This is a genomic window from Kluyvera sp. CRP (assembly GCF_019930565.1).
Taxonomy (GTDB): Bacteria; Pseudomonadota; Gammaproteobacteria; order Enterobacterales; family Enterobacteriaceae; genus Kluyvera; species Kluyvera georgiana_A.
In genome coordinates, this window is sequence record NZ_CP082841.1 from 163396 (window position 1) to 189501 (window position 26106).

The following is a 26106-nucleotide window of genomic DNA, read 5'->3' on the forward strand; positions in this document are numbered from 1 at the left end:
ATCAGCAAGCGAGAAAGTATACCAGCAAAACGATTAATGCGGCTAATTCGATAATAAAGCTCATTTTGTGATTTCGATCACACTTGTTAAATCCTATAATCAAATGAAAGCAATAATTAACAAACAAACGGACACCTTTCTATGGCTGAAACAAAAAACCAACAACCACGACTGCTCGCGAGGTTAACCACCCTCTTTGCGGCTTTTTGTGGTTTATATCTTCTGATTGGCGGAGCTTGGCTGGTCGCCGTTGGCGGCTCCTGGTATTACCCGGTCGCCGGTCTGGTGATGCTAGGCGTTACCGCGCTGCTGTGGCGCGGTAAACGTTCGGCGCTGTGGCTGTATGCGGTACTGCTGGTCGCCACCATGATCTGGGGCGTGTGGGAAGTCGGCTTCGACTTCTGGGCGCTCACCCCGCGTAGCGACGTGCTGGTCATCTTCGGCGTGTGGCTGATTCTGCCGTTCGTCTGGCGTCGCCTGATCGTGCCGTCCAGCGGTGCCGTTGGCGCACTGGTGGTGGCACTGTTGATCAGCGCCGCTATTCTCACGTGGGCAGGATTCCATGACCCGCAAGAAGTGAACGGCACGTTGAGCGCCGACGCCACGCCAGCAGAGCCTATCTCAAAGATTGCAGACCAGGACTGGCCCGCCTATGGCCGTAACCAGGAAGGCCAGCGCTTCTCGCCGCTTAAACAAATTAACGCTGAGAACGTGCATAACCTGAAGGAAGCCTGGGTGTTCCGCACCGGCGACCTGAAGCAGCCAAACGATCCGGGTGAAATCACCAATGAAGTGACGCCGATTAAGATTGGCGACATGCTCTATCTGTGTACCGCCCACCAGCGTCTGTTCGCGCTGGATGCGGCCACCGGGAAAGAGAAATGGCACTTCGACCCGCAGTTAGGCACCGACCCGAGCTTCCAGCACGTGACCTGCCGCGGCGTGTCTTATCACGAAGCGACGGCGGCAAACGCCTCGCCTGACGTGGTGTCCGATTGCCCGCGCCGTATTATTCTGCCGGTGAACGATGGCCGAATTTTTGCCCTCAACGCCGAGACCGGTAAGCTGTGTGAATCCTTTGCAAACAAAGGCATTCTGAACCTGCAAACCGATATGCCGGTTACCACGCCAGGGATGTATGAACCGACTTCACCGCCGATCATCACCGATAAAGTGATTGTGATTGCCGGCGCGGTTACCGACAACTTCTCAACCCGTGAGCCGTCTGGCGTGATTCGCGGTTTCGACGTCAACAGCGGCAAACTGCTGTGGGCCTTTGACCCGGGCGCGAAAGATCCTAACGCCCTTCCGCAACCCGGCCAGCATTATACCTTCAACTCGCCGAACTCCTGGGCACCCGCGGCCTACGATGCGAAGCTGGACCTGGTCTACCTGCCGATGGGCGTTACTACTCCGGATATCTGGGGCGGCAACCGTACACCGGAACAGGAACGCTTTGCCAGCTCCATTGTGGCGCTGAACGCCACCACCGGTAAACTTGCCTGGAGCTACCAGACCGTTCACCACGATCTGTGGGACATGGATATGCCGTCCCAGCCGACGCTGGCAGACATCACCGTCGATGGCAAAAACGTACCGGTTATCTACGCACCGGCCAAAACCGGCAACATCTTCGTGCTGGATCGCCGTAACGGCGAGCTGGTCGTCCCGGCACCGGAAAAACCGGTCCCGCAGGGCGCAGCGAAAGGCGACTACGTCACCAAAACCCAACCGTTCTCTGACCTGAGCTTCCGTCCGAAGAAAGACCTGAGCGGTGCAGACATGTGGGGCGCCACCATGTTTGACCAGCTGGTGTGCCGCGTGATGTTCCATCAGCTGCGCTATGAAGGCATCTTCACCCCGCCGTCCGAGCAAGGCACGCTGGTGTTCCCGGGTAACCTGGGGATGTTTGAGTGGGGCGGTATCTCCGTCGATCCGAACCGTCAGGTGGCAATTGCCAACCCGATGGCGCTGCCGTTCGTCTCTAAACTGATTCCACGCGGCCCAGGCAACCCGATGGAGCAGCCGAAGGACGCGAAAGGTAGCGGTACCGAAGCCGGTATCCAGCCCCAGTATGGCGTGCCGTACGGCGTGACGCTGAACCCGTTCCTCTCTCCGTTCGGACTGCCGTGCAAACAGCCAGCCTGGGGTTATATCTCCGCGCTGGATCTGAAAACCAATGAAGTGGTATGGAAAAAACGTCTGGGTACGCCGCAGGATAGCCTGCCGTTCCCGCTGCCGATTCCATTGCCGTTCAACATGGGGATGCCAATGCTGGGCGGCCCGATTTCCACCGCCGGTAACGTGCTGTTTATCGCTGCAACCGCCGATAACTACCTGCGCGCTTACAATATGAGCAACGGTGAGAAACTGTGGCAAGGACGTCTGCCAGCAGGCGGCCAGGCGACGCCGATGACCTATGAGGTCAATGGCAAGCAGTTCGTGGTCATCTCCGCGGGCGGTCACGGTTCGTTTGGCACAAAAATGGGCGACTACATCGTGGCCTACGCGTTACCTGACGACGCGAAGTAAATAAAATGCCGACCCTTGGGTCGGCATCCTCACTCCCGGGTCACGCGCTTTTTGTGGCCCGGGGAAATACGCAATTATTTATCAAACTTAATCGACAGCAGCGACGCCCTGGCCGCCTCCTGATACTGCCCCACCAGATCTTTCGTCATATTAAATGCCGCCTGAACCGCTTTATCGTTTTCAGACGCCACCAGCAGCATATTCAGAATGTCCGTATCCGCCGCCTGAGAGCGGAAGGTAATCAACCATGCTTTATGCCCATCAACCGTCACGGATTCCGCCTGCGGCTTATAGTTACTCAGCATTTTCAGCGTCGCGTCCTTTGCCACATCGAGCTTATCTGCGGGCAGCGCGTGACGTCCGTTACTCACCCCCAAGGATGCTTTTCCACGTTCATCACTATAAATAACCTGCGGACGGTTTTCTGACGGGTATTTGATTTTTGCCATATCGTCAGGCATCGGCGTGAACGCCTGCGGGATCTCGATGCTCAACTTCAGCTCGGGAATGTTTTTACGTTCCATCTTCATGTCAGCCTGTGCTGACACCGCCACCATCATGACCAAAGACGCTGCCAGAACCTTACCAAAGAGAGACATGTTCACCTCGTGATTAATTGTTAGCCACACGAGTATATATTTAATTTATCCATTTGATACGACGCAAATTTGTATCGCCCTTCAGCCGTTACCGGGTAGCGTCGCCACTACCCGGTTTCTCGCTAGACGGTAAAGCCCAGCATCATGCCGGTATCTTCATGCTCCAGCAGGTGACAGTGCGCCATATAGGCCTGATCTTTCGGGGCCTCATGATCGAACTTCACCAGCACTTCGCTCACGCCGCCTTCCACGCGCACCGTATCTTTCCAGCCCGTGCGATGCGTCGCCGGTGGTTGACCGTTTTCCCGCAAAATGCGGAACTGGGTACCGTGAATATGGAACGGATGCAGCATCATGTCGCCCTCGCCGGAAATCACCCAGCGCTCAAACTTGCCCTTTTCCGCCGCGAACATCGGCTGATTCATATCAAAGGCTTTACCGTTGATCTTATTGGCATTATGGAAATCGAACCCGCCTTCACCGTGCTGCATGTGGCCCATATTGCCGTGGTCCATTTTCATACCGCCGTGGCCCATCATGTCGCCATGATCCATTCCGCCCATCGCCTGATTGCCGTATTTCTTCATCAATGCCTGCATGCCCATCATATCGAGCATGGGGTCCATCGATAGCTGGAGCTTACGCTCGGTCAGGCCGTCCAGTAACGGCAGCGCGGGCATTTTCGCCAGCGTATCCGGCAGCGTACCAGAGCCGGGAATACCGATCGGCTGGATGTGCAGCACCGGTACGGCCTTATCAAACGGCGCAACCGCCATCCCCATCTGGGTGACCGGCAGCGTTACCAGGTCGAATGCTGTGCCATCGCGCGCATCCACCAGCACTTCAAAACGCTCGCCCATCAGCATGGGTAGCTCGTTCACTTTTACCGGCTCGGCCAGCAGGCCGCCGTCGCTCGCCACCACATACATCGGGCGTTTGTCGCTGATAGTCAGCGTCAGCGAGCGCGCGTTACAGCCGTTGAGCAGGCGCAGGCGCAGCCAGCCCCGCGGCGGCGCATGCTGCGGGAACGGCGCGCCGTTAGTCAGCAGCGTATCGCCAAACCAGCCAACGGCAGCGCTCATCACATCCAGCTGGTAATCAATCTCGCCCGCCGCGGTGAATTTTTTGTCCTGCATAATCACCGGAATATCGTCGATACCCCACTGCTTAGGCAGCATCAGCTTCTGGCTGTCTTCATCCTCAATCAGCACCAGTCCAGCCAGCCCCATCGCGACCTGATGCCCGGTTTTACCGTGCTGATGCGGATGGAACCAGCAGGTCGCCGCTCGCTGCATCGGCGTAAAGCTCACCGTGCGGCTGGCACCGGGCTGAATGATCCCCTGTGGGCCACCATCGACTTCACCTGGCACTTCCAGACCGTGCCAGTGCACGGTGGTCTCTTCCGGGAGCATATTCTGAATTTTGACCGTGGCAGGAGTCCACTGCTGCAGACGAATAGCCGGCCCCAGCAGGTTGCCGTTATAGCCCCAGGTGGTCGCCGTTTTCCCCGCAAACTGCGTTTTTCCGGCCTGCACGGTCAGCAAGATCTGGTTATTCGCGTCAGCGGTAAGGATCGGCGGAATGGCGAGCGTAGGACGTTCAGCGGCAAATACCGCACGGCTCCATAGCGGCAAGGCGCTGGCAACGCCGACGGCGGCGCTTAATTTGAGAAAATCACGACGATGCATCGGTACTTCCTTTTCGGCTTGTGGTGATTATTTGAGCTTAAACCCTCCCCCTGCAGGAAGGTCAAGCGGAAAGCCATGAATAATGCTCCCCGTGTTGTGGGTAAATATGTTAACGTGGAATATCGACGATGTAAGGTAGAAGAAATGAAGACGTTTTTCCGAACGGTGCTGCTTGGATCGCTGCTGGCGATGTCCAGCTCGAGTTATGCTTTAAGCGAGTCTGAAGCGGAAGATATGGCCGATCTGACGGCGGTATTTGTGTTTCTGAAAAACGACTGCGGCTACCAGAACCTGCCTAATACCCAAATCCGTCGCGCGCTGGTCTTCTTCGCGCAGCAGAACCAGTGGGATCTCAGCAATTACGATACGTTTAACATGAAGGCGCTGGGTGAAGACAGCTACCGTGACCTCAGCGGCATCGGCATCCCAACGGCGAAGAAATGTAAGGCGCTGGCGCGTGATTCGTTAAGCCTGCTGGCTTACGTGAAGTGACAGACATGGCGGAGCCCGCAGGCTCCGCATGGATTAACGCTGTTGCACAAACTCGCGGTACGCAGCGACTACCTGCAGGAAATCTTCCACGCCGCAGAGCGACAGGCTCTCCTCGTCGTAGTAGCTCATTCCCTCTTCCATTTCGTCGCCGGAAAATTCCAGCTGATTAGCGCGAACCATCACTTCTTCGCCGTCCATCCACAAAGTGTATTCATGCCCGGCGCGCTGCCATGAACGCTCGCTGCCTTTAACGGTACGTGCAGCCTCTTCCACTTCATCCAGTAGCGAGAGGTTGTCTTTAACCTCTTCATTAAACCAGTGACCGACCACCTCGTGGCCCATCGACATTCGTACTTTTACCCCTCCGGTAACGTCGCGCAGAAATTCATAATCCATGATCTGTTCCTCTACAAAGGCAATGCGTCACCGCTGCATTGTACCTGTTGGTAATTATCGCAGTCTGGAGGAATAAAAACAGCGTTGCCGCGGGAGGAATAGAAAAATAAAAAAGGCGAGAGCCGAAACTCTCACCTTTGCTACCCGGCCAAATAACGTGTCGCCGGGGATGCTCGCGGAGTCGGCACTGATGCGCCTCGTCCGGGCTATGCGATTAGACCGCCGTCTGGAAAATCACGCCGTCCGCTTTCTCAGTGTACTGAGAGAGCTGGTCGAAGTTCAGGTAACGGTAGGTATCCACCGCCGTCTTATCCACCTGCGCTACGTAGGTCTGGTACTCTTCCGGCGTTGGCAGTTTGCCGATCAACGCCGCAACCGCCGCCAGCTCCGCAGAGGCCAGGAAGACGTTCGCACCGGTACCTAAACGGTTCGGGAAGTTACGGGTAGAAGTGGAAACCACCGTTGCACCGTCAGCCACACGCGCCTGGTTACCCATACACAGGGAACAGCCAGGGATCTCAATACGCGCACCGCTCTTACCGAACACGCTGTAGTAACCTTCTTCGGTCAGCTGCGCGGCGTCCATACGGGTTGGCGGCGCCACCCACAGGCGAGTCGGCAGTTGGCCTTTATGGTTGTCCAGCAGCTTGCCGGCAGCACGGAAGTGGCCGATGTTGGTCATGCAGGAGCCGATGAACACTTCGTCGATCTTCTCGCCCTGCACGTCAGACAGCAGACGCGCGTCGTCCGGATCGTTCGGCGCACACAGAATTGGCTCTTTGATATCCGCCAGATCGATGTCGATCACCGCCGCGTACTCTGCGTCAGCATCGGCTTCCAGCAGCTGCGGATCCGCCAGCCATTTTTCCATGCCCTGAATACGACGTTCCAGCGTACGGCGGTCGCCGTAGCCTTCGGCGATCATCCACTTCAGCAGGACGATGTTGGAGGTCAGGTATTCAACGATCGGCTCTTTGTTCAGCTTGATGGTACAGCCGGCAGCAGAACGCTCGGCGGAAGCATCGGTCAGCTCAAACGCCTGCTCCACTTTCAGATCCGGCAGACCTTCGATTTCCAGGATGCGGCCAGAGAAGATGTTTTTCTTCCCTTTCTTCTCAACGGTCAGCAGGCCCTGTTTAATCGCGTACAGCGGGATAGCGTGTACCAGATCGCGCAGGGTGATGCCCGGCTGCATTTTGCCTTTGAAGCGCACCAGCACGGATTCCGGCATATCCAGCGGCATCACGCCGGTCGCGGCGGCAAACGCCACCAGACCAGAGCCCGCCGGGAAGGAGATACCAATCGGGAAACGGGTATGAGAGTCACCGCCGGTACCCACGGTATCTGGCAGCAGCATACGGTTCAGCCAGGAGTGGATAACGCCGTCGCCCGGACGCAGAGAGACACCGCCACGGTTCATAATGAAGTCTGGCAGCGTGTGGTGCGTGGTCACGTCAACCGGCTTCGGATACGCGGCAGTGTGGCAGAAGGACTGCATCACCAGGTCAGAAGAGAAGCCCAGGCACGCCAGGTCTTTCAGTTCGTCACGGGTCATCGGGCCGGTCGTATCCTGAGAACCTACGGAGGTCATCTTCGGTTCGCAGTACGCGCCCGGACGGATACCTTTCACGCCACAGGCGCGGCCCACCATTTTTTGCGCCAGAGAGAAGCCACGGCTGCTTTCCGCCACGTCTTTCGCCTGACGGAATACGTCGCTGTGCGGCAGACCCAGCGCTTCACGCGCTTTGGTGGTCAGGCCACGGCCGATAATCAGCGGAATACGGCCACCGGCGCGCACTTCGTCAATCAGCACGTCGGTTTTCAGTTCGAAGGTTGCCAGCAGTTCGTCGGTTTCGTGATTGCGCACTTCGCCTTTGTACGGGTAGACGTCAATCACGTCGCCCATATTCAGGTTGGCTACGTCCACTTCGATTGGCAGCGCGCCCGCATCTTCCATGGTGTTGAAGAAGATAGGTGCAATTTTGCCGCCAAGGCACAGGCCGCCGCCGCGCTTGTTTGGTACATGAGGGATATCGTCACCCATGAACCACAGTACGGAGTTGGTCGCGGATTTACGGGAAGAACCGGTACCCACAACGTCGCCCACGTAGGCCAGCGGGAATCCTTTTTTCTGCAGGGCTTCGATCTGCTTGATCGGGCCAACGCTGCCCGGCTGATCCGGGTCGATGCCTTCGCGGGCGTTTTTCAGCATCGCCAGCGCGTGCAGTGGAATATCCGGGCGAGACCAGGCATCCGGCGCCGGAGACAGGTCATCGGTGTTGGTTTCACCGGTGACTTTGAAGACGGTAACGGTAATTTTGTCCGCCAGCGCAGGACGGCTCAGGAACCATTCGGCATCGGCCCAGGACTGAACAACCTGCTTAGCGTAGGCGTTGCCCGCTTTGGCTTTCTCTTCGACGTCGTAGAAGTTATCGAACATCAGCAGGGTGTGGGAAAGCGCTTTGGCAGCAATCGGCGCCAGTTTTGCATCGTCCAGCGCATCAATCAGCGGATGGATGTTGTAACCCCCCTGCATGGTGCCTAACAGTTCGATAGCTTTTTCTGGGGAGACCAGCGGGGAAGTGGCTTCGCCTTTCGCAACGGCGGCGAGGAAACCCGCTTTAACATAGGCGGCTTCGTCAACGCCCGGCGGTACGCGGTTGGTTAACAGATCTAACAGGAATTCTTCTTCGCCAGCAGGCGGATTCTTCAGCAGCTCAACCAGCGCGGCCATTTGGGTTGCATCTAAGGGTTTGGCAACAATCCCAACGGCTGCACGCTCAGCTACGTGCTCACGGTATTCTTTTAGCACGACGGTATCTCCTCGCTCTCATTGTCATATGCGGTCGGCGATCTCTTCACGCTCCTGTGAGACAGCAGTTTGTAGGGTAAAAGCCCGGTACCGCGTGGGCCAGCATAGCAGGATTTCCGGGGACTGTTAATCCGTTTACAAAAAAGCAACATTAAATATTTGCTGAATCGTTAATGTTGGTATAAGAGAATAGAAAATCGCCCTTTAAGGCGGGATTCAACCATCTGTTAGTCATATTGTTCCTTGTTTTGTTATGAAAATATTGCATATACGTAATTAACATCAGTAGAGCCTGGCGGATACCTCCTTACGCGAACTTCGCGCCAGAGGGGCAACTCGTGTCAGATTTTTCCGACAACGCGCAAAATCCCTGCTTTAATCAAAAAACAAACAACAGTCTCTTTATACTCGCGGCATATCCGATCCCTCATACGGACTGTGTAGTTCTCTGGAGATCCACCATGAACTTGCCCTTTAAGCCCCACTATATTGCACTGGTGTGCAGCGCCGGGCTGCTTGCGGCGGCCGGTACGCTGTATGTGAAAAGCCGCGAACCTGCCGCTCCGGAAGCGCCGCCGGTTGCCGCCGTCGCCGCGCCGGAAGCCGCAGCGACGCCGACCTACTCCACAGCGCAAATCACCCAGTGGGTGGCGCCCATCGCCCTTTACCCCGACCCGCTGCTGTCGCAGGTGTTGATGGCCTCAACCTACCCGGATAGCGTCACTCAGGCCGTGCAATGGTCGAAAGATCATCCCGGCCAGCAGGGCGATGCGGCGGTAAAAGCCGTCGCCGGGCAGCCGTGGGACGCCAGCGTGAAATCACTGGTCGCCTTTCCACAGCTGACGGGCATGATGGGGGAAGATCCTCAATGGGTTACCAACCTCGGCAACGCCTTCCTGGCGCAGCCGCAGGATGTGATGGATGCAGTGCAAAAGCTCCGCCAGCTGGCGCAGCAGACAGGTTCGCTGAAGTCGACTCCGCAGCAAACGGTGACCACCACGAAACGCGCAGTTTCCTCCACCAGCGCCAGCCATGCTACCAGTAGCACCAGTAGCGCAAGCAGCTCGCCAACGGTGATCAAAATCGAACCGAGCGATCCGCAAGTGGTGTACGTTCCGAACTACAACCCGACGGTTGTTTATGGCAACAGCTGGCCTTATACCTCTGCGCCACCGGTTTATCTGCCGCCGCCCCCCGGGGAACAGTTTGCCGATAGCTTCGTGCGTGGCTTTGGCTATAGCCTGGGCGTGGCGACAACCTACGCGATTTTCAGCAACATTGACTGGGATGATGACGATCACCACCACGATGATGATCACCATCACGATGACGATCATTATGATCATGGCGGCTACCAGCATAATGGCGATAATATCAATATTAATGTAAATAATTTCAATAAGATAACCGGAGCAAACCTGAGCGGCGAAACCCGCAACTGGCAGCATAATCCGGCCTATCGCGGTAATACGCCTTATCCGAATAATACGGTGGCCAATCAGTTCCACCGGACCAACGTCGCCGGCGGGCTGAGCGCCACTCACCAGACTCCGGCGTTAGTTGCCCCGCACCAGACCGATGTGGCGGGCGGCCTCAGCGCCACCCAGCATACTGCGCCGAACCGCGATACACAGCGTCAAGCGGCAATGCAGCAGCTTAACCAGCGCACGCATAGCAACGGCGCGACGCCAGCGGCCGGTGATTCGCGAGACGCTCAGCGCCGCGCCGCATCGCAGCAGCTCAACCACACCGCGCAGCGCAATAACTTCCGCGGCTACGACGCCCCGACGAGCCATAACGCCACGCGGAATACCCAGCCGCGTGAGGCCGCGCAGCACATCCAGCAGTCGCATCCACAGTTGAACGACAGCCAGCGACAGAGCTTGCAACGTGAGCGTCAGAACGGCGAGAAACTGCACCTTAATCAGGACATGATGGGCCAGCGCAGCGCATTACAGGCACAGCGTGAAGGCGCGCGCAGTAATGTTTTCAGCGGCAACGAAAGCCGCGCCCCCTCCTGGCAGTCACAGCAGTCACGCGGGCTGGAGAGCCGTCGCGCTTCCGGCCTCGGCGGTGAGCAGCGTAGCGGTGGCCTTGCTGAGCACCATGAGTTCCGTCGACGCTAAAGGATAACAAGATGAAAAAGCAGATACAGATAGCGCTGCTGGCGCTGACGATGTCGCCGCTGATGGCGTGGGCGCAGCAGACCTTTTCGACGCCAGACCAGGCAGCCAGCGCGCTGGTTGATGCGGTCAGCCACGAAGACAACAGCAAGCTGGATACACTCTTCGGCGAAAACTGGCAGCAGTTTTTACCCCCTGACGGCGTTGACCAGGAGGCCGTTGCTCGTTTTCTTCGCGACTGGCGGCTCGGACATCGGATCGTCCTGCAGGGCAACACCGCCTGGCTGGATGTTGGCAACGATGGCTGGCGGCTGCCCATCCCCATAGAGAAAAACGACAAAGGCTGGGAGTTTAATATCGCCGCTGGCGAGGATGAGATCCTGACCCGCGCAATAGGCCGCAACGAGCTTTCGGCTATTGAAGCCATGCACGCCTACGTGGATGCCCAGCAAGATTACTATCAGTTGAACCACGCCTGGGCGCAGAAAATTATCAGCAGCGACGGGAAAAAGGACGGCCTCTACTGGCCCATCAAACCAGGAGAAGATCCTAGCCCTCTGGGGCCAAACTTCAGCCCTTCGGTGCCAGGTGAAGGCTATCACGGCTACCATTTCCGCATTATCGCCAACGGCGATAAAGGCGAAGTCGCTCTGCTGGCCTGGCCGGTTGAGTGGGGGCAAACGGGCATCATGAGCTTTATGGTCGATAAGACCGACCGCGTTTACGAAGCGAACTTAGGTGCAGAGACGGCGCAAAAAGCGCAGGCGATTACCCAGTTCTCACCGGACTCCAGCGTCGGCTGGAAGGCCGTCGCCGAATAAAAAAATACCCGGCAGCGTGGAGACGCTGCCGGGTATTTTAAAACCTCAATGTGCTCTTACCCCTGATGAGGCATGAGCTCTGGATGGCCTTTCACCGGCGGTTTGCTGCTGGTCAACGCGGCTTCATCCGCACTGATGCTGCCGGAGTTATCCGCCCAGACGCCTTCCTGCGTTTTTGTCACCTGCTGATGCTGTGCATTCAGATCCTGTCCCATCGCCGCAATATGCGTGCTCTCGGTACCGCCGCTGTTATCCGCCCAGGGGATGGTGGCGTCCTGCGCAAAAGCCATACCGGAAATCAGGGTCGCAGCCAGCGCTGCCGTTGTCAGAATCGTTTTCATATCTAGCACCTCAATTTATTAGCATGCTACTATTTTATATCGTTATTATTATTCAAATAACGGCAAGATATAACAGAACGTTTCCCGAGGGGACGGCTAATACGGGGGCAAATAACGGGATCGTCGCGTACAGCGGACGTTGGTCGATTGAGCACCGCCGGCATGTGTTACCAGCCTCACAATCTTTGCTACGCTTCGACACAGCTTTGTGACAGAAAGCATAAAAAAAGCGGCCCTCAGGCCGCTTATGTCATTCCGATAACCGGGAAAAAGAATTACTTCTTCTTCGCTTTCGGGTTCGGCAGGTCGGTGATGCTACCTTCGAACACTTCGGCAGCCAGGCCCACGGACTCGTGCAGAGTCGGGTGCGCGTGGATGGTCAGCGCGATGTCTTCAGCGTCACAGCCCATTTCGATCGCCAGACCGATTTCACCCAGCAGCTCGCCGCCGTTGGTGCCGACAATCGCACCACCGATCACACGGTGAGATTCTTTGTCGAAGATCAGTTTGGTCATACCGTCTGCGCAGTCGGAAGCGATAGCACGGCCAGAAGCAGCCCACGGGAAGGTGGCGGTTTCGTAGCTGATGCCTTTCTCTTTCGCTTCTTTCTCAGTCAGGCCAACCCATGCAACTTCTGGCTCAGTGTACGCGATGGACGGGATAACTTTCGGATCGAAGTAGTGTTTCTTACCGGAGATAACTTCGGCAGCCACGTGACCTTCGTGAACACCTTTGTGCGCCAGCATCGGCTGACCGACGATATCGCCGATAGCAAAGATGTGCGGCACGTTGGTGCGCAGCTGTTTGTCAACGTGGATGAAGCCACGGTCGTCAACTTCCACGCCAGCTTTGCCTGCGTCGAGGTTTTTACCGTTCGGTACACGGCCGATAGCCACCAGCACCGCGTCGTAGCGTTTTGCTTCAGACGGCGCTTTTTTGCCTTCCATGGAAACGTAAATACCGTCTTCTTTCGCTTCAACGGCAGTCACTTTGGTTTCCAGCATCAGGTTAAATTTCTTGCTGATGCGCTTGGTGAAGACTTTAACGATATCTTTGTCAGCAGCCGGGATAACCTGGTCGAACATTTCAACCACGTCAATCTCTGAACCCAGCGCGTGGTACACGGTACCCATTTCCAGACCGATGATACCGCCGCCCATAACCAGCAGGCGTTTTGGCACTTCTTTCAGTTCCAGTGCGTCTGTGGAGTCCCAAATGCGCGGATCTTCATGCGGAATGAACGGCAGCTGAATTGGACGAGAACCCGCCGCGATGATCGCGTTGTCGAAGTTGATCACGGTTTTGCCGTTTTCGCCTTCCACTTCCAGGGTGTTCGCCCCGGTGAATTTACCCAGACCGTTAACCACTTTCACTTTACGGCCTTTGGCCATACCAGCCAGACCGCCGGTCAGTTGAGTGATGACTTTCTCTTTCCAGGTACGAATCTTGTCGATATCCGTTTTCGGCTCACCGAAGACGATACCGTGTTCAGCCAGCGCTTTGGCTTCTTCGATAACTTTTGCTACGTGCAGCAGCGCTTTAGAAGGGATACAGCCAACGTTCAGACAAACACCACCAAGGGTGCTGTAACGTTCTACGATTACGGTTTCCAGACCTAAATCAGCGCAACGGAAAGCAGCAGAGTAACCCGCCGGGCCCGCCCCAAGTACCACGACCTGAGTTTTAATTTCAGTACTCATCATGACCTCTATCATTTGTATCCGGCGGTCTGACGTTATAGTTATTACGCCCATCATCCACCGGGACGTTCTATCCGCGTGTATTTTACAAAATTGTTAACAATTTTTAAACAACAAACGGCAAACGATTTTGTCCTTTGTTGCTGATAACCCCTAACCACTCCGAGGTTACCAGAAAAAAGCCGGCCGTCAGGCCGGCTTTTTCATTACATCACCAGACGGCGAATGTCAGACAGCATGTTGTTGATGATGGTGATAAAGCGCGCACCATCCGCACCGTCGATAACGCGGTGGTCGAAGGAGAGCGAAATCGGCATCATCAGACGCGGCATAAACTCTTTACCGTTCCACACTGGCTCCATAGAGGACTTGGAGACACCGAGGATCGCCACTTCCGGCGCGTTCACAATCGGCGCGAAGTGGGTGGTACCCAGGCCGCCGATGCTGGAGATGGTGAAGCAACCGCCCTGCATTTCGCCAGCAGTCAGCTTGCCATCACGCGCTTTCTTGGAGATGGTGGTCAGTTCGCGAGACAGCTCGGTAATGCTCTTCTTGTTCACGTCTTTGAAGACAGGAACAACCAGACCATTCGGGGTATCTACCGCAACGCCGATGTTGATGTATTTCTTCAGCGTCAGACGCTGACCATCTTCGGACAGAGAGCTGTTGAAGCGCGGCATCTGTTCCAGAGCGGCGGCAACGGCTTTCATGATGAAGACCACTGGGGTGAATTTCACGTCCAGTTTACGTTTTTCAGCTTCGGCGTTCTGCTGTTTACGGAACGCTTCCAGATCGGTGATATCGGTCTTATCGAAGTGGGTAACGTGCGGGATCATCACCCAGTTACGGCTCAGGTTAGCACCAGAGATTTTCTGGATACGGCCCAGTTCCACTTCTTCGATTTCACCAAACTTGCTGAAGTCCACTTTCGGCCAAGGCAGCATGCCCGGAATACCGCCGCCTGCTGCTGCAGCCGGAGCCGCTTCCGCACGCTTGATAGCGTCTTTCACGTAAGCCTGAACGTCTTCGCGCAGGATACGACCTTTACGGCCAGACCCTTTCACTTTCGCCAGGTTCACGCCGAATTCGCGCGCCAGGCGACGAATCAGCGGAGTAGCGTGGACGTAAGCGTCGTTCTCAGCAAACTCAGATTTGCCTTCCGCTTTTGCGGCCGGAGCAGGCGCTGCTGCTTGTGCAGGCGCGGCGGCCGGAGCCGGAGCTGCTGCCTGAGCCGGCGCGGCAGCAGGTGCTGCGCCTTCCACTTCGAAGACCATAATCAGAGAACCGGTTTTGACTTTGTCGCCGGTGCTGATTTTGATCTCTTTCACGGTGCCCGCGAACGGTGCCGGAACTTCCATAGAGGCTTTGTCGCCTTCTACGGTAATCAGTGACTGCTCAGCGGCAATTTTATCGCCCACTTTAACCATCACTTCAGTGACTTCAACTTCGTCACCGCCGATATCCGGTACGTTAACTTCTTTGGAGCCCAAAGCTGCTGCCGGAGCCGCCGCTGCGGCAGGCGCTGCTGCCTGAGCCGGTGCAGCCGCTGGTGCCGCGCCCGCAACTTCGAAGACCATAATCAGAGAGCCGGTAGACACTTTGTCGCTGGTGTTCACTTTGATCTCTTTCACGGTACCCGCGAACGGCGCCGGGACTTCCATAGAGGCTTTATCGCCTTCTACGGTGATCAGCGACTGCTCTGCGGTCACGGTGTCGCCCACTTTCACCAGAATCTCGGTCACTTCAACTTCGTCACCGCCGATATCCGGAACGTGTACGTCTTTAGCTGCCGCTGCAGCAGGTGCTGCTGCCGGAGCCGCTTCTTTCTTCTCTTCTGCCTTGGCAGGTGCAGCTGCTGCTGCACCGTCGGCGGAATCGAAAATCATGATCAGTTTGCCGGTCTCAGTTTTGTCGCCAACAGAGACTTTGATCTCTTTAACGATACCAGCCTGAGGAGACGGAACTTCCATAGAGGCTTTGTCGCCTTCTACGGTGATCAGCGACTGTTCAGCTTCAACTTTGTCGCCTACTTTGACCAGGATCTCGGTGATTTCAACTTCATCAGCCCCGATGTCCGGTACATTGATTTCGATAGCCATTGTTCTTTTACCTCTTACGCCAGACGCGGGTTAACTTTTTCTGCATCGATGTTGAATTTGGTAATTGCTTCCGCAACCACTTTCTTATCGATTTCGCCACGTTTAGCCAGTTCGCCCAGTGCCGCTACAACCACGTAGGAAGCATCAACTTCGAAGTGGTGACGCAGGTTTTCACGGCTATCAGAGCGGCCAAAGCCGTCGGTACCCAGTACGCGGTAATCATCAGCCGGTACATAAGTACGAACCTGCTCAGCAAACAGTTTCATATAGTCGGTAGAGGCAACTGCCGGTGCGTCGTTCATCACCTGAGCGATGTACGGAACGCGCGGCGTTTCCAGCGGGTGCAGCATGTTCCAGCGCTCACAATCCTGGCCATCACGCGCCAGTTCAGTGAAGGAAGTCACAGAGTACACGTCAGAGCCCACACCGTAGTCTTTCGCCAGGATCTGCGCTGCTTCACGGACGTGACGCAGGATAGAACCGGAGCCCAGCAGCTGAACCTTACCTTTGCTACCTTCGATGGTTTCGAGTTTGTAGATACCTTTACGGATACCTTCCTCGGCACCTGCTGGCATTGCCGGCATGTGGTAGTTTTCGTTCAGCGTGGTGATGTAGTAGTAAACGTTCTCTTGTTTCTCACCGTACATACGCTCCAGACCATCGTGCATGATGACCGCAACTTCGTACGCGTAAGACGGATCGTAAGAGATACAGTTCGGGATAGTCAGAGACTGAATATGGCTGTGACCATCTTCGTGCTGCAGACCTTCGCCGTTCAGCGTCGTACGACCGGAAGTACCACCTACCAGGAAGCCGCGAGCCTGCTGGTCGCCAGCCTGCCAGCACAGGTCACCGATACGCTGGAACCCGAACATGGAGTAGTAGATGTAGAACGGAATCATCGGCAGGTTGTTGGTGCTGTAAGAGGTCGCAGCCGCCAGCCAGGATGCGCCAGCACCCAGTTCGTTGATACCTTCCTGCAGAATCTGGCCTTTCTCGTCTTCTTTGTAGTAGGCAACCTGCTCGCGGTCCTGCGGGGTGTACTGCTGACCGTTCGGGCTGTAGATACCAATCTGACGGAACAGACCTTCCATACCAAAGGTACGCGCTTCATCGGCGATGATCGGCACGAGGCGGTCTTTGATGGATTTGTTCTTCAGCATCACGTTCAGAGCACGTACGAACGCGATAGTGGTAGAGATTTCTTTGTTCTGCTCTTCCAGCAGCGGCGCGAAATCTTCCAGAGTCGGCAGCTCTAACTTCTCATCGAAGTTCGGCTGACGGCTTGGCAGGTAGCCGTGCAGTTTCTGACGCTGGGCGTGCAGATAGGTGTGCTCTTCAGAACCTTCCGGGAAGGTAATGTACGGCAGTTTTTCGATATCAGCATCGGCAACCGGCACATTGAAACGATCGCGGACGTAGCGAACGCCGTCCATGTTCATTTTCTTCACCTGGTGAGCGATGTTTTTACCTTCAGCGGTGTCACCCATGCCGTAACCTTTAATGGTATGGGCGAGGATTACGGTAGCTTTGCCTTTGGTTTCCTGCGCTTTTTTCAGTGCAGCGTAGACTTTCTTCGGATCGTGACCACCACGGTTCAGGGCCCAGATCTGCTCGTCAGTCCAGTCGGCAACCAGCGCTGCGGTTTCCGGATATTTACCGAAGAAGTGCTCACGCACGTAAGCGCCGTCTTTGGATTTGAAGGTCTGGTAGTCACCGTCAACGGTTTCTTCCATCAGCTGGATCAGTTTACCGCTGGTATCTTTACGCAGCAGTTCGTCCCAACGACCGCCCCAGATAACCTTGATAACGTTCCAGCCAGCGCCCGCGAAGATGCCTTCCAGTTCGTTAATGATTTTGCCATTACCGGTAACCGGGCCATCAAGACGCTGCAGGTTACAGTTGATAACAAAGACCAGGTTGTCCAGTTTTTCACGGGTCGCGATGGTGATAGCGCCTTTAGATTCTGGTTCATCCATCTCGCCGTCGCCCAGGAAGGCGTAAACGGTCTGTTTGGAGGTGTCTTTCAGACCACGGTGTTCCAGGTATTTCAGGAATTTAGCCTGATAGATAGCGCCGATCGGGCCCAGCCCCATAGATACAGTCGGGAACTGCCAGAAGGTCGGCATCAGTTTCGGGTGCGGGTAGGAAGACAGACCTTTACCGTGAACTTCCTGACGGAAGTTGTTCATTTGTTCTTCGGTCAGACGGCCTTCCAGGAAAGCACGCGCGTAGACGCCCGGGGAGATGTGGCCCTGGAAGTACACCAGGTCGCCGCCATCCTGCTCGTTACGTGCGCGGAAGAAGTGGTTGAAGCACACTTCGTAGAAGGTCGCAGAAGACTGGAAGGAAGCCATGTGGCCGCCCAGCTCGAGGTCTTTTTTAGACGCACGCAGCACGGTCATGATGGCGTTCCAACGGATAGCAGAACGAATACGACGCTCCAGCTCCAGATTGCCCGGGTATTCCGGTTCATCTTCAACGGCAATAGTGTTGACGTAACCGCTAGCACTTGCACCCGCCGCTACCTGAACGCCGCCTTTGCGTGCTTCAGAAAGCAGTTGGTCGATAAGATACTGAGCGCGCTCAACACCTTCTTCACGGATGACCGATTCGATCGCCTGTAGCCAGTCGCGAGTTTCGATCGGATCCACGTCATTGTGTAAACGTTCTGACATGGGTTATTCCTTATCTATCTAGTACGTTGATTTGTCTGGAACCTGTCCCATTGCGCTTTCGTGGGAAAACGCAATAAGACAGGTTCTGCGTTTAGTTGCCGCGCTCTCAATGGCGCATTTTCACATTTCCCGGTCAAACAGCTGCCGGGAAAAAGCTTAATCCTTTCGCTGCTGGAGACGACGTAATGAGCGCTCACGGCGGCTCTGTTCACGGCTTCTGTCCAGCAAAATCTCTTCAATGAAGGCCAGGTGGCGATGAGACGCTTCGCGCGCCTGCTCGGGTTCGCCGGCCATGATCGCTTCAAAAATACGGGTACGATGATTGCTGACCTGCGGGAGCATTTCCCTACGGGCGTAGAGCAACTCAAAGTTTTGACGAACGTTTTGCGCCAGCATCGGCTCCATACACCGTAGCAAATGAAGTAGCACCACGTTGTGAGCCGCTTCAGTGACCGCAATTTGATACTGGACGACGGCGTCAGATTCAGCGTCAAGGTCGCCCGATTGCTGAGCCCGTTCGATGGCCTGATGCAGCTCGCGAATGCGTACGCGATCTTCATCAGTGCTGCGCAGTGCCGCGTAATAAGCCGCGATACCTTCCAGCGCGTGACGGGTCTCTAGCAGATCAAACTGGGATTCAGGGTGGTCGGACAGTAGCTCAACCAGCGGATCGCTGAAGCTCTGCCATAGGCTGCTCTGAACAAAAGTCCCGCCGCCCTGGCGACGAAGCAGGAGCCCTTTGGCTTCAAGGCGTTGAATCGCCTCACGCAGCGAAGGGCGAGAAACGTCGAACTGTTTAGCCAGTTCGCGTTCAGGTGGAAGTTTTTCGCCGGGGCGTAACGTCCCCTCAAGAATCAAAAACTCCAACTGCTGCTCAATCACATCGGATAATTTTGGTTGGCGGATTTTGCTGTAGGCCATTGTTCCCTGTCTCTGCCATTAGCCCGGAGTCAATTGGTCTTACCAATTTCAAGTTCGTAGCGCTAAAGTAACAAAGTATTCACCTTATGTCCATACAGGTTTTGATTGAAATCAGTAAACCCGGCACTTTTTAACAACATTACAGAAATGATGTTTCAGAAATGTAACTTTGCACAAAAAATGACTTTACCTATAAAGAAGTACAATTAACTAAAACCAAACAATATTAAGCAAACTGAACCGTTTCAATCCCGCCATAAATGAATTTTTATTCAATTTAATGATTATTAATTCAATATTATCGCGATGACGCCATTTCAGCGCGGCGTGACCGTTGTTGTCTTTTTATCCAATCTGTCATCACCCCTTCATAAAGCAGGTGCATTCCTTCGCGCTTACCACTATTCTGCTCATGACGAAAGAGCCTTACCTCTTTTTAAGAAAAGCTTTTCGTAAACATAACAATACAGAAAACGGAATTTCTTAAGTACATACGCACAACAGCGTCACAATAATAACCACACACGAGGTTTCACAATGGAAGGTCAACAGCAAGGCGCGCAGCTTAAGCGCGGCCTGAAGAACCGCCATATCCAGCTGATTGCTCTGGGCGGCGCTATCGGCACCGGCCTGTTTCTTGGCAGCGCCTCCGTCATTCAATCCGCCGGTCCCGGTATTATTCTCGGCTACGCAATCGCCGGTTTTATTGCCTTTATGATCATGCGCCAGCTCGGTGAAATGGTGGTTGAAGAGCCTGTAGCCGGCTCATTCAGCCACTTTGCCTACAAGTACTGGGGTAACTTCGCGGGCTTTGCTTCTGGCTGGAACTACTGGGTGCTGTACGTCCTGGTTGCCATGGCGGAACTCACCGCAGTGGGTAAATACATCCAGTTCTGGTATCCCGAGATCCCTACCTGGGCTTCCGCGGCAGCCTTCTTTGTGATTATCAACGCCATCAACCTGACCAACGTTAAAGTGTTCGGTGAGATGGAGTTCTGGTTTGCCATCATCAAAGTTATCGCGGTTATCGCGATGATCCTGTTCGGCGCATGGCTGCTGTTCAGCGGCAGCGCAGGCCCGCAGGCCACCGTGCGCAACCTGTGGGAACAAGGCGGCTTCCTGCCGCATGGCTGGACGGGGCTGGTGATGATGATGGCGATCATCATGTTCTCCTTCGGCGGCCTGGAGCTGGTTGGGATTACCGCGGCGGAAGCAGATAACCCGGAGCAGAGCATTCCAAAAGCCACCAACCAGGTTATCTACCGTATCCTGATTTTCTATGTGGGCTCGCTGGCGGTACTGCTCTCGCTGATGCCGTGGACCCGCGTCACCGCGGATGTCAGCCCGTTCGTGCTTATCTTCCATGAACTGGGCGACTCGTTCGTAGCGAATGCCCTGAATATCGTGGTCCTGACCGCCGCGCTCTCCGTGTACAACAGCTGCGTCTACTGCAACAGCCGTATGCTTTTCGGCCTGGCGCAGCAGGGCAATGCCCCGAAAGCGCTGCTGAACGTCGACAAACGCGGCGTGCCGGTGAGCTCTATTTTAGTTTCCGCCGTCGTGACTGCGCTGTGCGTGCTGATCAACTACCTGGCCCCAGAGTCCGCATTCGGACTGCTGATGGCGCTGGTGGTTTCTGCACTGGTCATTAACTGGGCGATGATTAGCCTGGCGCACATCAAGTTCCGCAAAGCCAAACAGCAACAGGGCGTCACCACACGCTTCCCGGCGCTGTTCTACCCGCTGGGGAACTGGATCTGCCTGGTCTTCATGGCTGCCGTGCTGGTGATTATGGTGATGACTCCGGGCATGGCCATCTCCGTATGGCTGATTCCGGTATGGATCATCATTCTGGGCATCGGCTTTATGTTTAAGCAGAAGAGCGCCAAAACCGTAAAAGCGCACTAATCTGACAGGCCCTCTCCTCCCGGAGGGGGCTTTTTCCCTGATGTTACCTGCCTCACAGTTTCATTTTCGCAGCAGCTTTCTCCATATCAACAACGTTATCCTGCTACGCATTTCACCCTTTAACTGGCAATAATCTTCTCCATATTCCCCAAGAGAGATCTGGCGATGGACGCAAGTAAACTGTCAGTAAAAGAGAAGATTGGTTATGGCATGGGCGATGCAGGATGCAACATCATCTTCGGCGCTATCATGCTGTTCGTTAACTATTTTTACACCGATATTTTTGGACTGGCGCCAGCATTGGTGGGCGTACTGCTGCTCTCAATCCGCGTTATCGACGCCGTTACCGACCCGATTATGGGCGCGCTGGCCGACCGTACGCGCAGTAAGTATGGCCGCTTTCGTCCATGGCTGCTGTGGATAGCCTTCCCCTATGCGCTGTTCAGCGTGCTGATGTTCACCACGCCAGACTGGAGCTATAGCAGCAAAGTTATCTATGCGTTTGTCACCTATTTCCTGTTATCGATCACCTATACCGCCATCAACATTCCTTACTGCTCGCTGGGTAGCGTGATTACCAACGACCCGAAAGAGCGCGTCGCCTGCCAGTCCTATCGCTTTGTACTGGTTGGCATCGCCACCCTGCTGCTGTCGCTGACCCTCCTGCCGATGGCCGACTGGTTTGGCGGCGAAGACAAAGCCAAAGGCTATCAGATGGCGATGACCGTGCTGGCCTTTATCGGCATGTGTATGTTCCTGTTCTGCTTTGCCACCGTACGTGAACGCGTACGCCCGGCGGTACAGACCAACGATGAACTGAAGCAGGATTTAAAAGACGTCTGGAAAAACGATCAGTGGGTACGCATTCTGCTGCTGACTTTGTGCAACGTCTGCCCGGGTTTTATTCGCATGGCCGCCACCATGTACTACGTCACCTGGGTGATGGGCGAAAGCACGCACTTCGCCACTATTTTTATCAGTCTGGGCGTGGTCGGCATGATGTTCGGCAGTATGCTGGCCAAAGTGTTGACCGATCGCTGGTGTAAACTGCAGGTCTTCTTCTGGACGAACATCGTACTGGCCGTCTTCTCTATCGCCTTCTATTTCTTCGACCCGCACGCCACCGTGCTGATCGTGGTGCTCTACTTCCTGCTGAACGTGCTGCACCAGATCCCGTCTCCGCTGCACTGGTCGCTGATGGCCGACGTTGATGACTATGGCGAATGGAAAACCGGCAAACGTATCACCGGCATCAGCTTCTCCGGCAACCTGTTCTTCCTGAAGGTGGGGCTTGCGGTTGCCGGTGCCATGGTTGGCTTCCTGCTCTCCTGGTATGGCTACGACGCGGGTGCCAAGGCGCAAAGCGACACCACCCTCAACGGTATTATGCTGCTGTTCACCGTGATTCCTGGCGTGGGCTATCTGATTACCGCTGGCGTGGTCCGTCTGCTGAAAGTTGACCGCAACCTGATGAAACAGATTCAGGAAGATCTCGAAAAACGCCGCAATAACTACCGCGAGCTGAATGAATACCAGCAAGAATTGAAAACGACTGAACACGTAAGGAAAGCCTGATGAAGAACTGGCCTAACCCCTTTATTGAGCAACGCGCCGATCCGTTTATTCTGCGCCATAAGGATACGTACTACTTTATCGCCTCTGTGCCGGAATATGACCGGCTGGAGATCCGCCGCGCCACGGACCTCGACGGCCTGCGCACCGCTGAGCCGGTAGTGGTCTGGCGCAAGCCGGACAGCGGCCCGATGAGCAACCTTATCTGGGCGCCGGAGCTGCACCACATTGACGGCAAATGGTATATCTACTTCGCCGCCGCCCACACTCAGGCGTTCGACAGTCTGGGGATGTTCCAGCACCGCATGTTTGTGCTGGAGTGCAGCGACGCCGATCCGCTCAGCGGGAAATGGGTTGAGAAAGGTCAGGTAAAAACGCAGTTCGACACCTTCTGTCTCGACGCCACCACCTTCGAACATCAGGGTAAACGGTGGTATCTGTGGGCGCAAAAGTCTCCGGAGATTGCCGGCAACTCCAACCTGTATCTGGCTGAGCTGGAAAACCCGTGGGCCCTGAAAGGTAAGCCCGTCATGCTCAGCAAACCCGAGTTCGACTGGGAATGTCGCGGTTTTCTCGTGAACGAAGGGCCTGCCGTCGTCACTCACGGCAACCGCCTGTTTATCAGCTACTCCGCCAGCGCCACCGACGAAAACTACTGCATGGGCCTGCTGTGGATTGATAAAGATGCCGACATGACCAACGTGGAAAACTGGCATAAGTCACCGGAGCCGGTATTCACCACCAGCTACGAAAATCGTCAGTACGGTCCTGGACACAATAGCTTTACGCAGACGCCGGAAGGTGATGATGTGCTGGTGTATCACGCGAGGAACTACACGGAAATTGAAGGCGACCCGCTGTACGACCCGAATCGCCACACCCGCCTGAAAACGGTCCGCTGGACGGAAGACGGAATGCCAGACTTCGGCATCCCGCCGGCAGATACGCTATAAACGCATTGCCCGGTAACGCGACGTTTACCGGGCAAAAACTACACTAACGTTCCATAAATCGTCAGCAGCGCCATTACCACCACCACCGCATACGACGTCTTCTTCGCCATCGAGACCGCGGCTTTTGGCGTTTCCACCTTATCCACGTGCGGTTCGCGGGCAAGCGAATACTGCGCCAGCGTCGTCAACACCTGATACTGCGAAGAATGCCGGTCGCCCAGCGAAGCAAACCACGCCGGAAGCGCCTTCTCACCGTGGCCAATCAGCGCATATACCACGCCAACCAAACGAACAGGAACCCAATCCACCACATGCAGGATTGCGTCTATCCCTGACAGCAAGCGATGATGCGGCGTCTGATAACGCGCGAGGAAAGACTGCCACGAACGCAAAAACGCGTAGCCTATCAACGCCATCGGCCCCCACGAGCCCCCCACCACGAACCAGAACAGCGGGGCCAGGTAGAAACGGTAGTTGATCCACAGCAGCGCATTCTGCAATTCGCGCAGGAACTCGCGCTCATCGCAACCCGGCGGGACGCCATGAATCATTGTCAGCTCGCTGGCCATCGCCTCACGGGCGTGGGCATCATTGCGCGATGCCGCCTTCAGATAGGCGTGATAATGCAGACGAACGCGGCCCGCGCCGATACACAACAGCCCCAGAAGAATCCAGAAAATAAGCTGTGGCACGTTAAACAGCAGCCCATCGAGCACACGCTGAATAATTCCGACCACGGCCATTGCCGCGATGGTCATCAGCAACGTGGCGCCCAGAGAATAGTGCTTCACCCGGCGAAACAGCACTTCCAGACGGTGGTCGAGCTGCCAGTGTTCGCCGAGTTTAAACAGGCGCTCGGCAAGCAGAACCAGAAGCGTGGTAAACAACGTCATGTCATCTCCTTATCTGACGAGGGGGTGACCAGCGCGCGAAAACGCGCCCAGTCAAACGCCGGGCCGGGATCGGTTTTGCGCACAGGCGCGATATCACTGTGGCCAGTCATGTTATCGGCAATGAGGGGATATTCGGCAATGAGCAACTGGGTTAAGGCCGCCAGCTGCGCATACTGCGCATCGGTGTAGGCCAGCGTATCGGTACCTTCAAGTTCAATACCGATAGAGAAATCATTACATCGCTCGCGCCCGTGATAGCTGGAAACGCCGGCATGCCAGGCGCGTTTATCAAAGGGAACGTACTGCACAATCTCACCATCACGACGGATCAAGCAGTGGGCTGACACCCGCAGATGGCAAATTTCCGCAAAAAATGGATCGGCGTTGGGGTCGAGCGTGCCAGTAAACAGGGCATCTATCCACGGGCCGCCAAATTGACCGGGCGGCAGGCTAATATTATGCACAACCAGCAGCGAGGGGGCCTCATCCTGTGGGCGAGTATCGTGATGAGGGGACGGCACCTGCCGAACGCCCACCAGCCAGCCCTTATCTAACTGCATTCAGGATCTCCTAAAATATGGTGATACTTGCTGGTTCAGAGTAGCATGTTTCAATCTTTTGCATCGTTACCAATTTGGAGCTTTATTATGCCGCCTCGCCGCTATAACCCAGACCATCGACGTGACGCGCTACTTGAACGTATTAATCTCGATATCCCTAACGCTGTCGCTCAGGCGCTGCGCGAAGATCTGGGCGGAGAAGTGAACGCACAGAACGATATTACCGCACAACTCTTACCGGAAAAAACACAGTCTCATGCCATCGTGATTACGCGTGAAGACGGCGTATTTTGCGGTAAACGCTGGGTTGAAGAGGTCTTTATTCAACTGGCGGGCGATGACGTCACCCTGACCTGGCACGTTGAAGATGGCGATACCGTCATCGCTAATCAACCGCTGTTTGAAATTAACGGCCCGTCCCGCGTTCTGCTCACCGGCGAGCGCACGGCGTTGAACTTCGTGCAAACGCTTTCCGGTGTCGCCAGCGAAGTGCGTAAATACGTCGACCTGCTGGAAGGTACGCACACCCAACTGCTGGATACCCGCAAAACGCTGCCGGGCCTGCGCACCGCGCTAAAATACGCCGTGCTATGCGGCGGCGGCGCCAATCACCGCCTGGGATTATCCGATGCGTTCCTGATCAAAGAAAACCACATTATTGCCTCCGGCTCCGTGCGTCAGGCAGTAGAGAAAGCGTTCTGGCTGCATCCGGACGTGCCGGTTGAAGTCGAAGTGGAAACCCTGCAAGAGCTGCGTGAAGCGCTGAAGGCCGGTGCCGACATCATCATGCTTGATAACTTTGATACCGAGCAGATGCGTGAAGCGGTAAACATTACCCAAGGCCAGGCTCAGTTGGAGGTCTCGGGCAACGTGACCTTCGACACCATCCGCGAGTTCGCTGAAACCGGCGTCGACTTCATCTCCGTCGGCGCGCTAACCAAGCATGTGCGAGCGCTCGATCTGTCGATGCGTTTCCGCTAACCCCTGATAATGCCCTCCACCGCGAGGGCATTTTTTC

Annotated in this window: 19 protein-coding genes; 8 read left to right on the plus strand and 11 right to left on the minus strand. The window is 55.5% G+C overall.

Annotation, left to right across the window (positions count from 1 at the left end; genetic code table 11):
• Nucleotides 1-141 precede the first annotated feature (141 nt).
• Nucleotides 142-2532, plus strand: a complete 2391-nt coding sequence (locus K7B04_RS00795) for a glucose/quinate/shikimate family membrane-bound PQQ-dependent dehydrogenase (RefSeq protein WP_167576754.1) — start codon at nt 142-144, stop codon at nt 2530-2532.
• 74 nt (nt 2533-2606) lie between these two features.
• On the opposite strand, the gene K7B04_RS00800 is transcribed toward K7B04_RS00795, so the two are convergent.
• Together K7B04_RS00800 and cueO are read right to left on the minus strand one after the other, a co-directional pair.
• Nucleotides 2607-3131, minus strand: coding sequence for a hypothetical protein (locus K7B04_RS00800; protein ID WP_223803294.1), 525 nt, complete (start codon nt 3129-3131; stop codon nt 2607-2609).
• 122 nt (nt 3132-3253) lie between these two features.
• Entirely contained in the window at nt 3254-4819 is a 1566-nt protein-coding gene (gene cueO / locus K7B04_RS00805) for a multicopper oxidase CueO (RefSeq protein WP_223803295.1), read from the minus strand.
• Nucleotides 4820-4963: 144 nt separating this feature from the next.
• Here cueO and K7B04_RS00810 point away from each other — a divergent pair, with 144 nt between their 5' ends.
• A complete protein-coding gene (locus K7B04_RS00810) occupies nt 4964-5311 on the plus strand; it encodes a YacC family pilotin-like protein (protein ID WP_062772020.1) in 348 nt (115 codons plus the stop codon).
• Nucleotides 5312-5344: 33 nt separating this feature from the next.
• On the opposite strand, the gene yacL is transcribed toward K7B04_RS00810, so the two are convergent.
• Nucleotides 5345-5707 (minus strand): protein YacL, encoded by a 363-nt coding sequence (gene yacL / locus K7B04_RS00815; RefSeq protein ID WP_163448035.1) that lies wholly within the window; start codon nt 5705-5707, stop codon nt 5345-5347.
• 214 nt (nt 5708-5921) lie between these two features.
• Nucleotides 5922-8519, minus strand: coding sequence for a bifunctional aconitate hydratase 2/2-methylisocitrate dehydratase (acnB, locus tag K7B04_RS00820; protein WP_163448036.1), 2598 nt, complete (start codon nt 8517-8519; stop codon nt 5922-5924).
• A gap of 461 nt (nt 8520-8980) precedes the next feature.
• Between acnB and K7B04_RS00825 the strand changes: the two genes are divergently transcribed.
• Together K7B04_RS00825 and K7B04_RS00830 are read left to right on the plus strand one after the other, a co-directional pair.
• Entirely contained in the window at nt 8981-10645 is a 1665-nt protein-coding gene (locus K7B04_RS00825) for a DUF3300 domain-containing protein (protein ID WP_223803296.1), read from the plus strand.
• Nucleotides 10646-10656: 11 nt separating this feature from the next.
• On the plus strand, nt 10657-11463 hold the full coding sequence (locus K7B04_RS00830; RefSeq protein ID WP_223803297.1) for a DUF2950 family protein: 807 nt from the start codon (nt 10657-10659) through the stop codon (nt 11461-11463).
• Between the two features lie 56 nt (nt 11464-11519).
• Here the strand turns inward: K7B04_RS00830 and K7B04_RS00835 are convergent, their stop codons facing one another.
• The 5 genes from K7B04_RS00835 to pdhR form a co-directional block, all read right to left on the minus strand.
• Nucleotides 11520-11804: a hypothetical protein gene (locus K7B04_RS00835; RefSeq protein WP_163448039.1), complete on the minus strand. Its 285-nt coding sequence runs from the start codon at nt 11802-11804 to the stop codon at nt 11520-11522.
• A gap of 275 nt (nt 11805-12079) precedes the next feature.
• Nucleotides 12080-13504 carry a dihydrolipoyl dehydrogenase gene (gene lpdA, locus K7B04_RS00840; protein WP_064547498.1) on the minus strand — a complete coding sequence of 475 codons (1425 nt, stop codon included), beginning with the start codon at nt 13502-13504 and terminating at the stop codon, nt 12080-12082.
• A gap of 206 nt (nt 13505-13710) precedes the next feature.
• Nucleotides 13711-15603 carry a pyruvate dehydrogenase complex dihydrolipoyllysine-residue acetyltransferase gene (aceF, locus tag K7B04_RS00845; protein WP_223803298.1) on the minus strand — a complete coding sequence of 631 codons (1893 nt, stop codon included), beginning with the start codon at nt 15601-15603 and terminating at the stop codon, nt 13711-13713.
• A gap of 14 nt (nt 15604-15617) precedes the next feature.
• A complete protein-coding gene (gene aceE / locus K7B04_RS00850) occupies nt 15618-18281 on the minus strand; it encodes a pyruvate dehydrogenase (acetyl-transferring), homodimeric type (protein ID WP_163448041.1) in 2664 nt (887 codons plus the stop codon).
• Between the two features lie 156 nt (nt 18282-18437).
• Nucleotides 18438-19202: a pyruvate dehydrogenase complex transcriptional repressor PdhR gene (gene pdhR / locus K7B04_RS00855; protein ID WP_064547482.1), complete on the minus strand. Its 765-nt coding sequence runs from the start codon at nt 19200-19202 to the stop codon at nt 18438-18440.
• A gap of 537 nt (nt 19203-19739) precedes the next feature.
• Here pdhR and aroP point away from each other — a divergent pair.
• From aroP to K7B04_RS00870, 3 genes are all read left to right on the plus strand, one after another.
• On the plus strand, nt 19740-21110 hold the full coding sequence (gene aroP, locus K7B04_RS00860; RefSeq protein WP_065356526.1) for an aromatic amino acid transporter AroP: 1371 nt from the start codon (nt 19740-19742) through the stop codon (nt 21108-21110).
• Nucleotides 21111-21275: 165 nt separating this feature from the next.
• Nucleotides 21276-22685, plus strand: a complete 1410-nt coding sequence (locus tag K7B04_RS00865; RefSeq protein WP_223803299.1) for an MFS transporter — start codon at nt 21276-21278, stop codon at nt 22683-22685.
• Nucleotides 22685-23635, plus strand: coding sequence for a family 43 glycosylhydrolase (locus K7B04_RS00870; protein ID WP_223803300.1), 951 nt, complete (start codon nt 22685-22687; stop codon nt 23633-23635). Before K7B04_RS00865 ends, K7B04_RS00870 begins: the two co-directional genes overlap by 1 nt.
• Before the next feature lie 38 nt (nt 23636-23673).
• Here K7B04_RS00870 and ampE read toward each other — a convergent pair whose 3' ends face one another.
• Complete coding sequence (gene ampE, locus K7B04_RS00875; protein WP_223803301.1) at nt 23674-24528, minus strand: beta-lactamase regulator AmpE; 855 nt, start codon at nt 24526-24528, stop codon at nt 23674-23676.
• Nucleotides 24525-25088 carry a 1,6-anhydro-N-acetylmuramyl-L-alanine amidase AmpD gene (ampD, locus tag K7B04_RS00880; protein WP_167576778.1) on the minus strand — a complete coding sequence of 188 codons (564 nt, stop codon included), beginning with the start codon at nt 25086-25088 and terminating at the stop codon, nt 24525-24527. The genes ampE and ampD overlap by 4 nt, the downstream gene beginning before the upstream one ends.
• Before the next feature lie 87 nt (nt 25089-25175).
• Here ampD and nadC point away from each other — a divergent pair, with 87 nt between their 5' ends.
• A complete protein-coding gene (nadC, locus tag K7B04_RS00885) occupies nt 25176-26069 on the plus strand; it encodes a carboxylating nicotinate-nucleotide diphosphorylase (RefSeq protein ID WP_223803302.1) in 894 nt (297 codons plus the stop codon).
• Nucleotides 26070-26106: the final 37 nt, after the last annotated feature.

Excerpts from the sequence above, each read along its gene's own strand:
- K7B04_RS00825 (WP_223803296.1), top strand. The coding sequence starts at position 8,981 with ATGAACTTGCCCTTTAAGCCCCACTATATTGCACTGGTGTGCAGCGCC.
- ampD (WP_167576778.1), bottom strand. The coding sequence starts at position 25,088 with ATGCAGTTAGATAAGGGCTGGCTGGTGGGCGTTCGGCAGGTGCCGTCC.
- K7B04_RS00795 (WP_167576754.1), top strand. The coding sequence starts at position 142 with ATGGCTGAAACAAAAAACCAACAACCACGACTGCTCGCGAGGTTAACC.
- aroP (WP_065356526.1), top strand. The coding sequence starts at position 19,740 with ATGGAAGGTCAACAGCAAGGCGCGCAGCTTAAGCGCGGCCTGAAGAAC.
- K7B04_RS00865 (WP_223803299.1), top strand. The coding sequence starts at position 21,276 with ATGGACGCAAGTAAACTGTCAGTAAAAGAGAAGATTGGTTATGGCATG.
- aceF (WP_223803298.1), bottom strand. The coding sequence starts at position 15,603 with ATGGCTATCGAAATCAATGTACCGGACATCGGGGCTGATGAAGTTGAA.
- aceE (WP_163448041.1), bottom strand. The coding sequence starts at position 18,281 with ATGTCAGAACGTTTACACAATGACGTGGATCCGATCGAAACTCGCGAC.
- pdhR (WP_064547482.1), bottom strand. The coding sequence starts at position 19,202 with ATGGCCTACAGCAAAATCCGCCAACCAAAATTATCCGATGTGATTGAG.
- yacL (WP_163448035.1), bottom strand. The coding sequence starts at position 5,707 with ATGGATTATGAATTTCTGCGCGACGTTACCGGAGGGGTAAAAGTACGA.
- cueO (WP_223803295.1), bottom strand. The coding sequence starts at position 4,819 with ATGCATCGTCGTGATTTTCTCAAATTAAGCGCCGCCGTCGGCGTTGCC.
- nadC (WP_223803302.1), top strand. The coding sequence starts at position 25,176 with ATGCCGCCTCGCCGCTATAACCCAGACCATCGACGTGACGCGCTACTT.
- K7B04_RS00870 (WP_223803300.1), top strand. The coding sequence starts at position 22,685 with ATGAAGAACTGGCCTAACCCCTTTATTGAGCAACGCGCCGATCCGTTT.
- ampE (WP_223803301.1), bottom strand. The coding sequence starts at position 24,528 with ATGACGTTGTTTACCACGCTTCTGGTTCTGCTTGCCGAGCGCCTGTTT.
- K7B04_RS00810 (WP_062772020.1), top strand. The coding sequence starts at position 4,964 with ATGAAGACGTTTTTCCGAACGGTGCTGCTTGGATCGCTGCTGGCGATG.
- K7B04_RS00835 (WP_163448039.1), bottom strand. The coding sequence starts at position 11,804 with ATGAAAACGATTCTGACAACGGCAGCGCTGGCTGCGACCCTGATTTCC.
- K7B04_RS00830 (WP_223803297.1), top strand. The coding sequence starts at position 10,657 with ATGAAAAAGCAGATACAGATAGCGCTGCTGGCGCTGACGATGTCGCCG.
- K7B04_RS00800 (WP_223803294.1), bottom strand. The coding sequence starts at position 3,131 with ATGTCTCTCTTTGGTAAGGTTCTGGCAGCGTCTTTGGTCATGATGGTG.
- lpdA (WP_064547498.1), bottom strand. The coding sequence starts at position 13,504 with ATGAGTACTGAAATTAAAACTCAGGTCGTGGTACTTGGGGCGGGCCCG.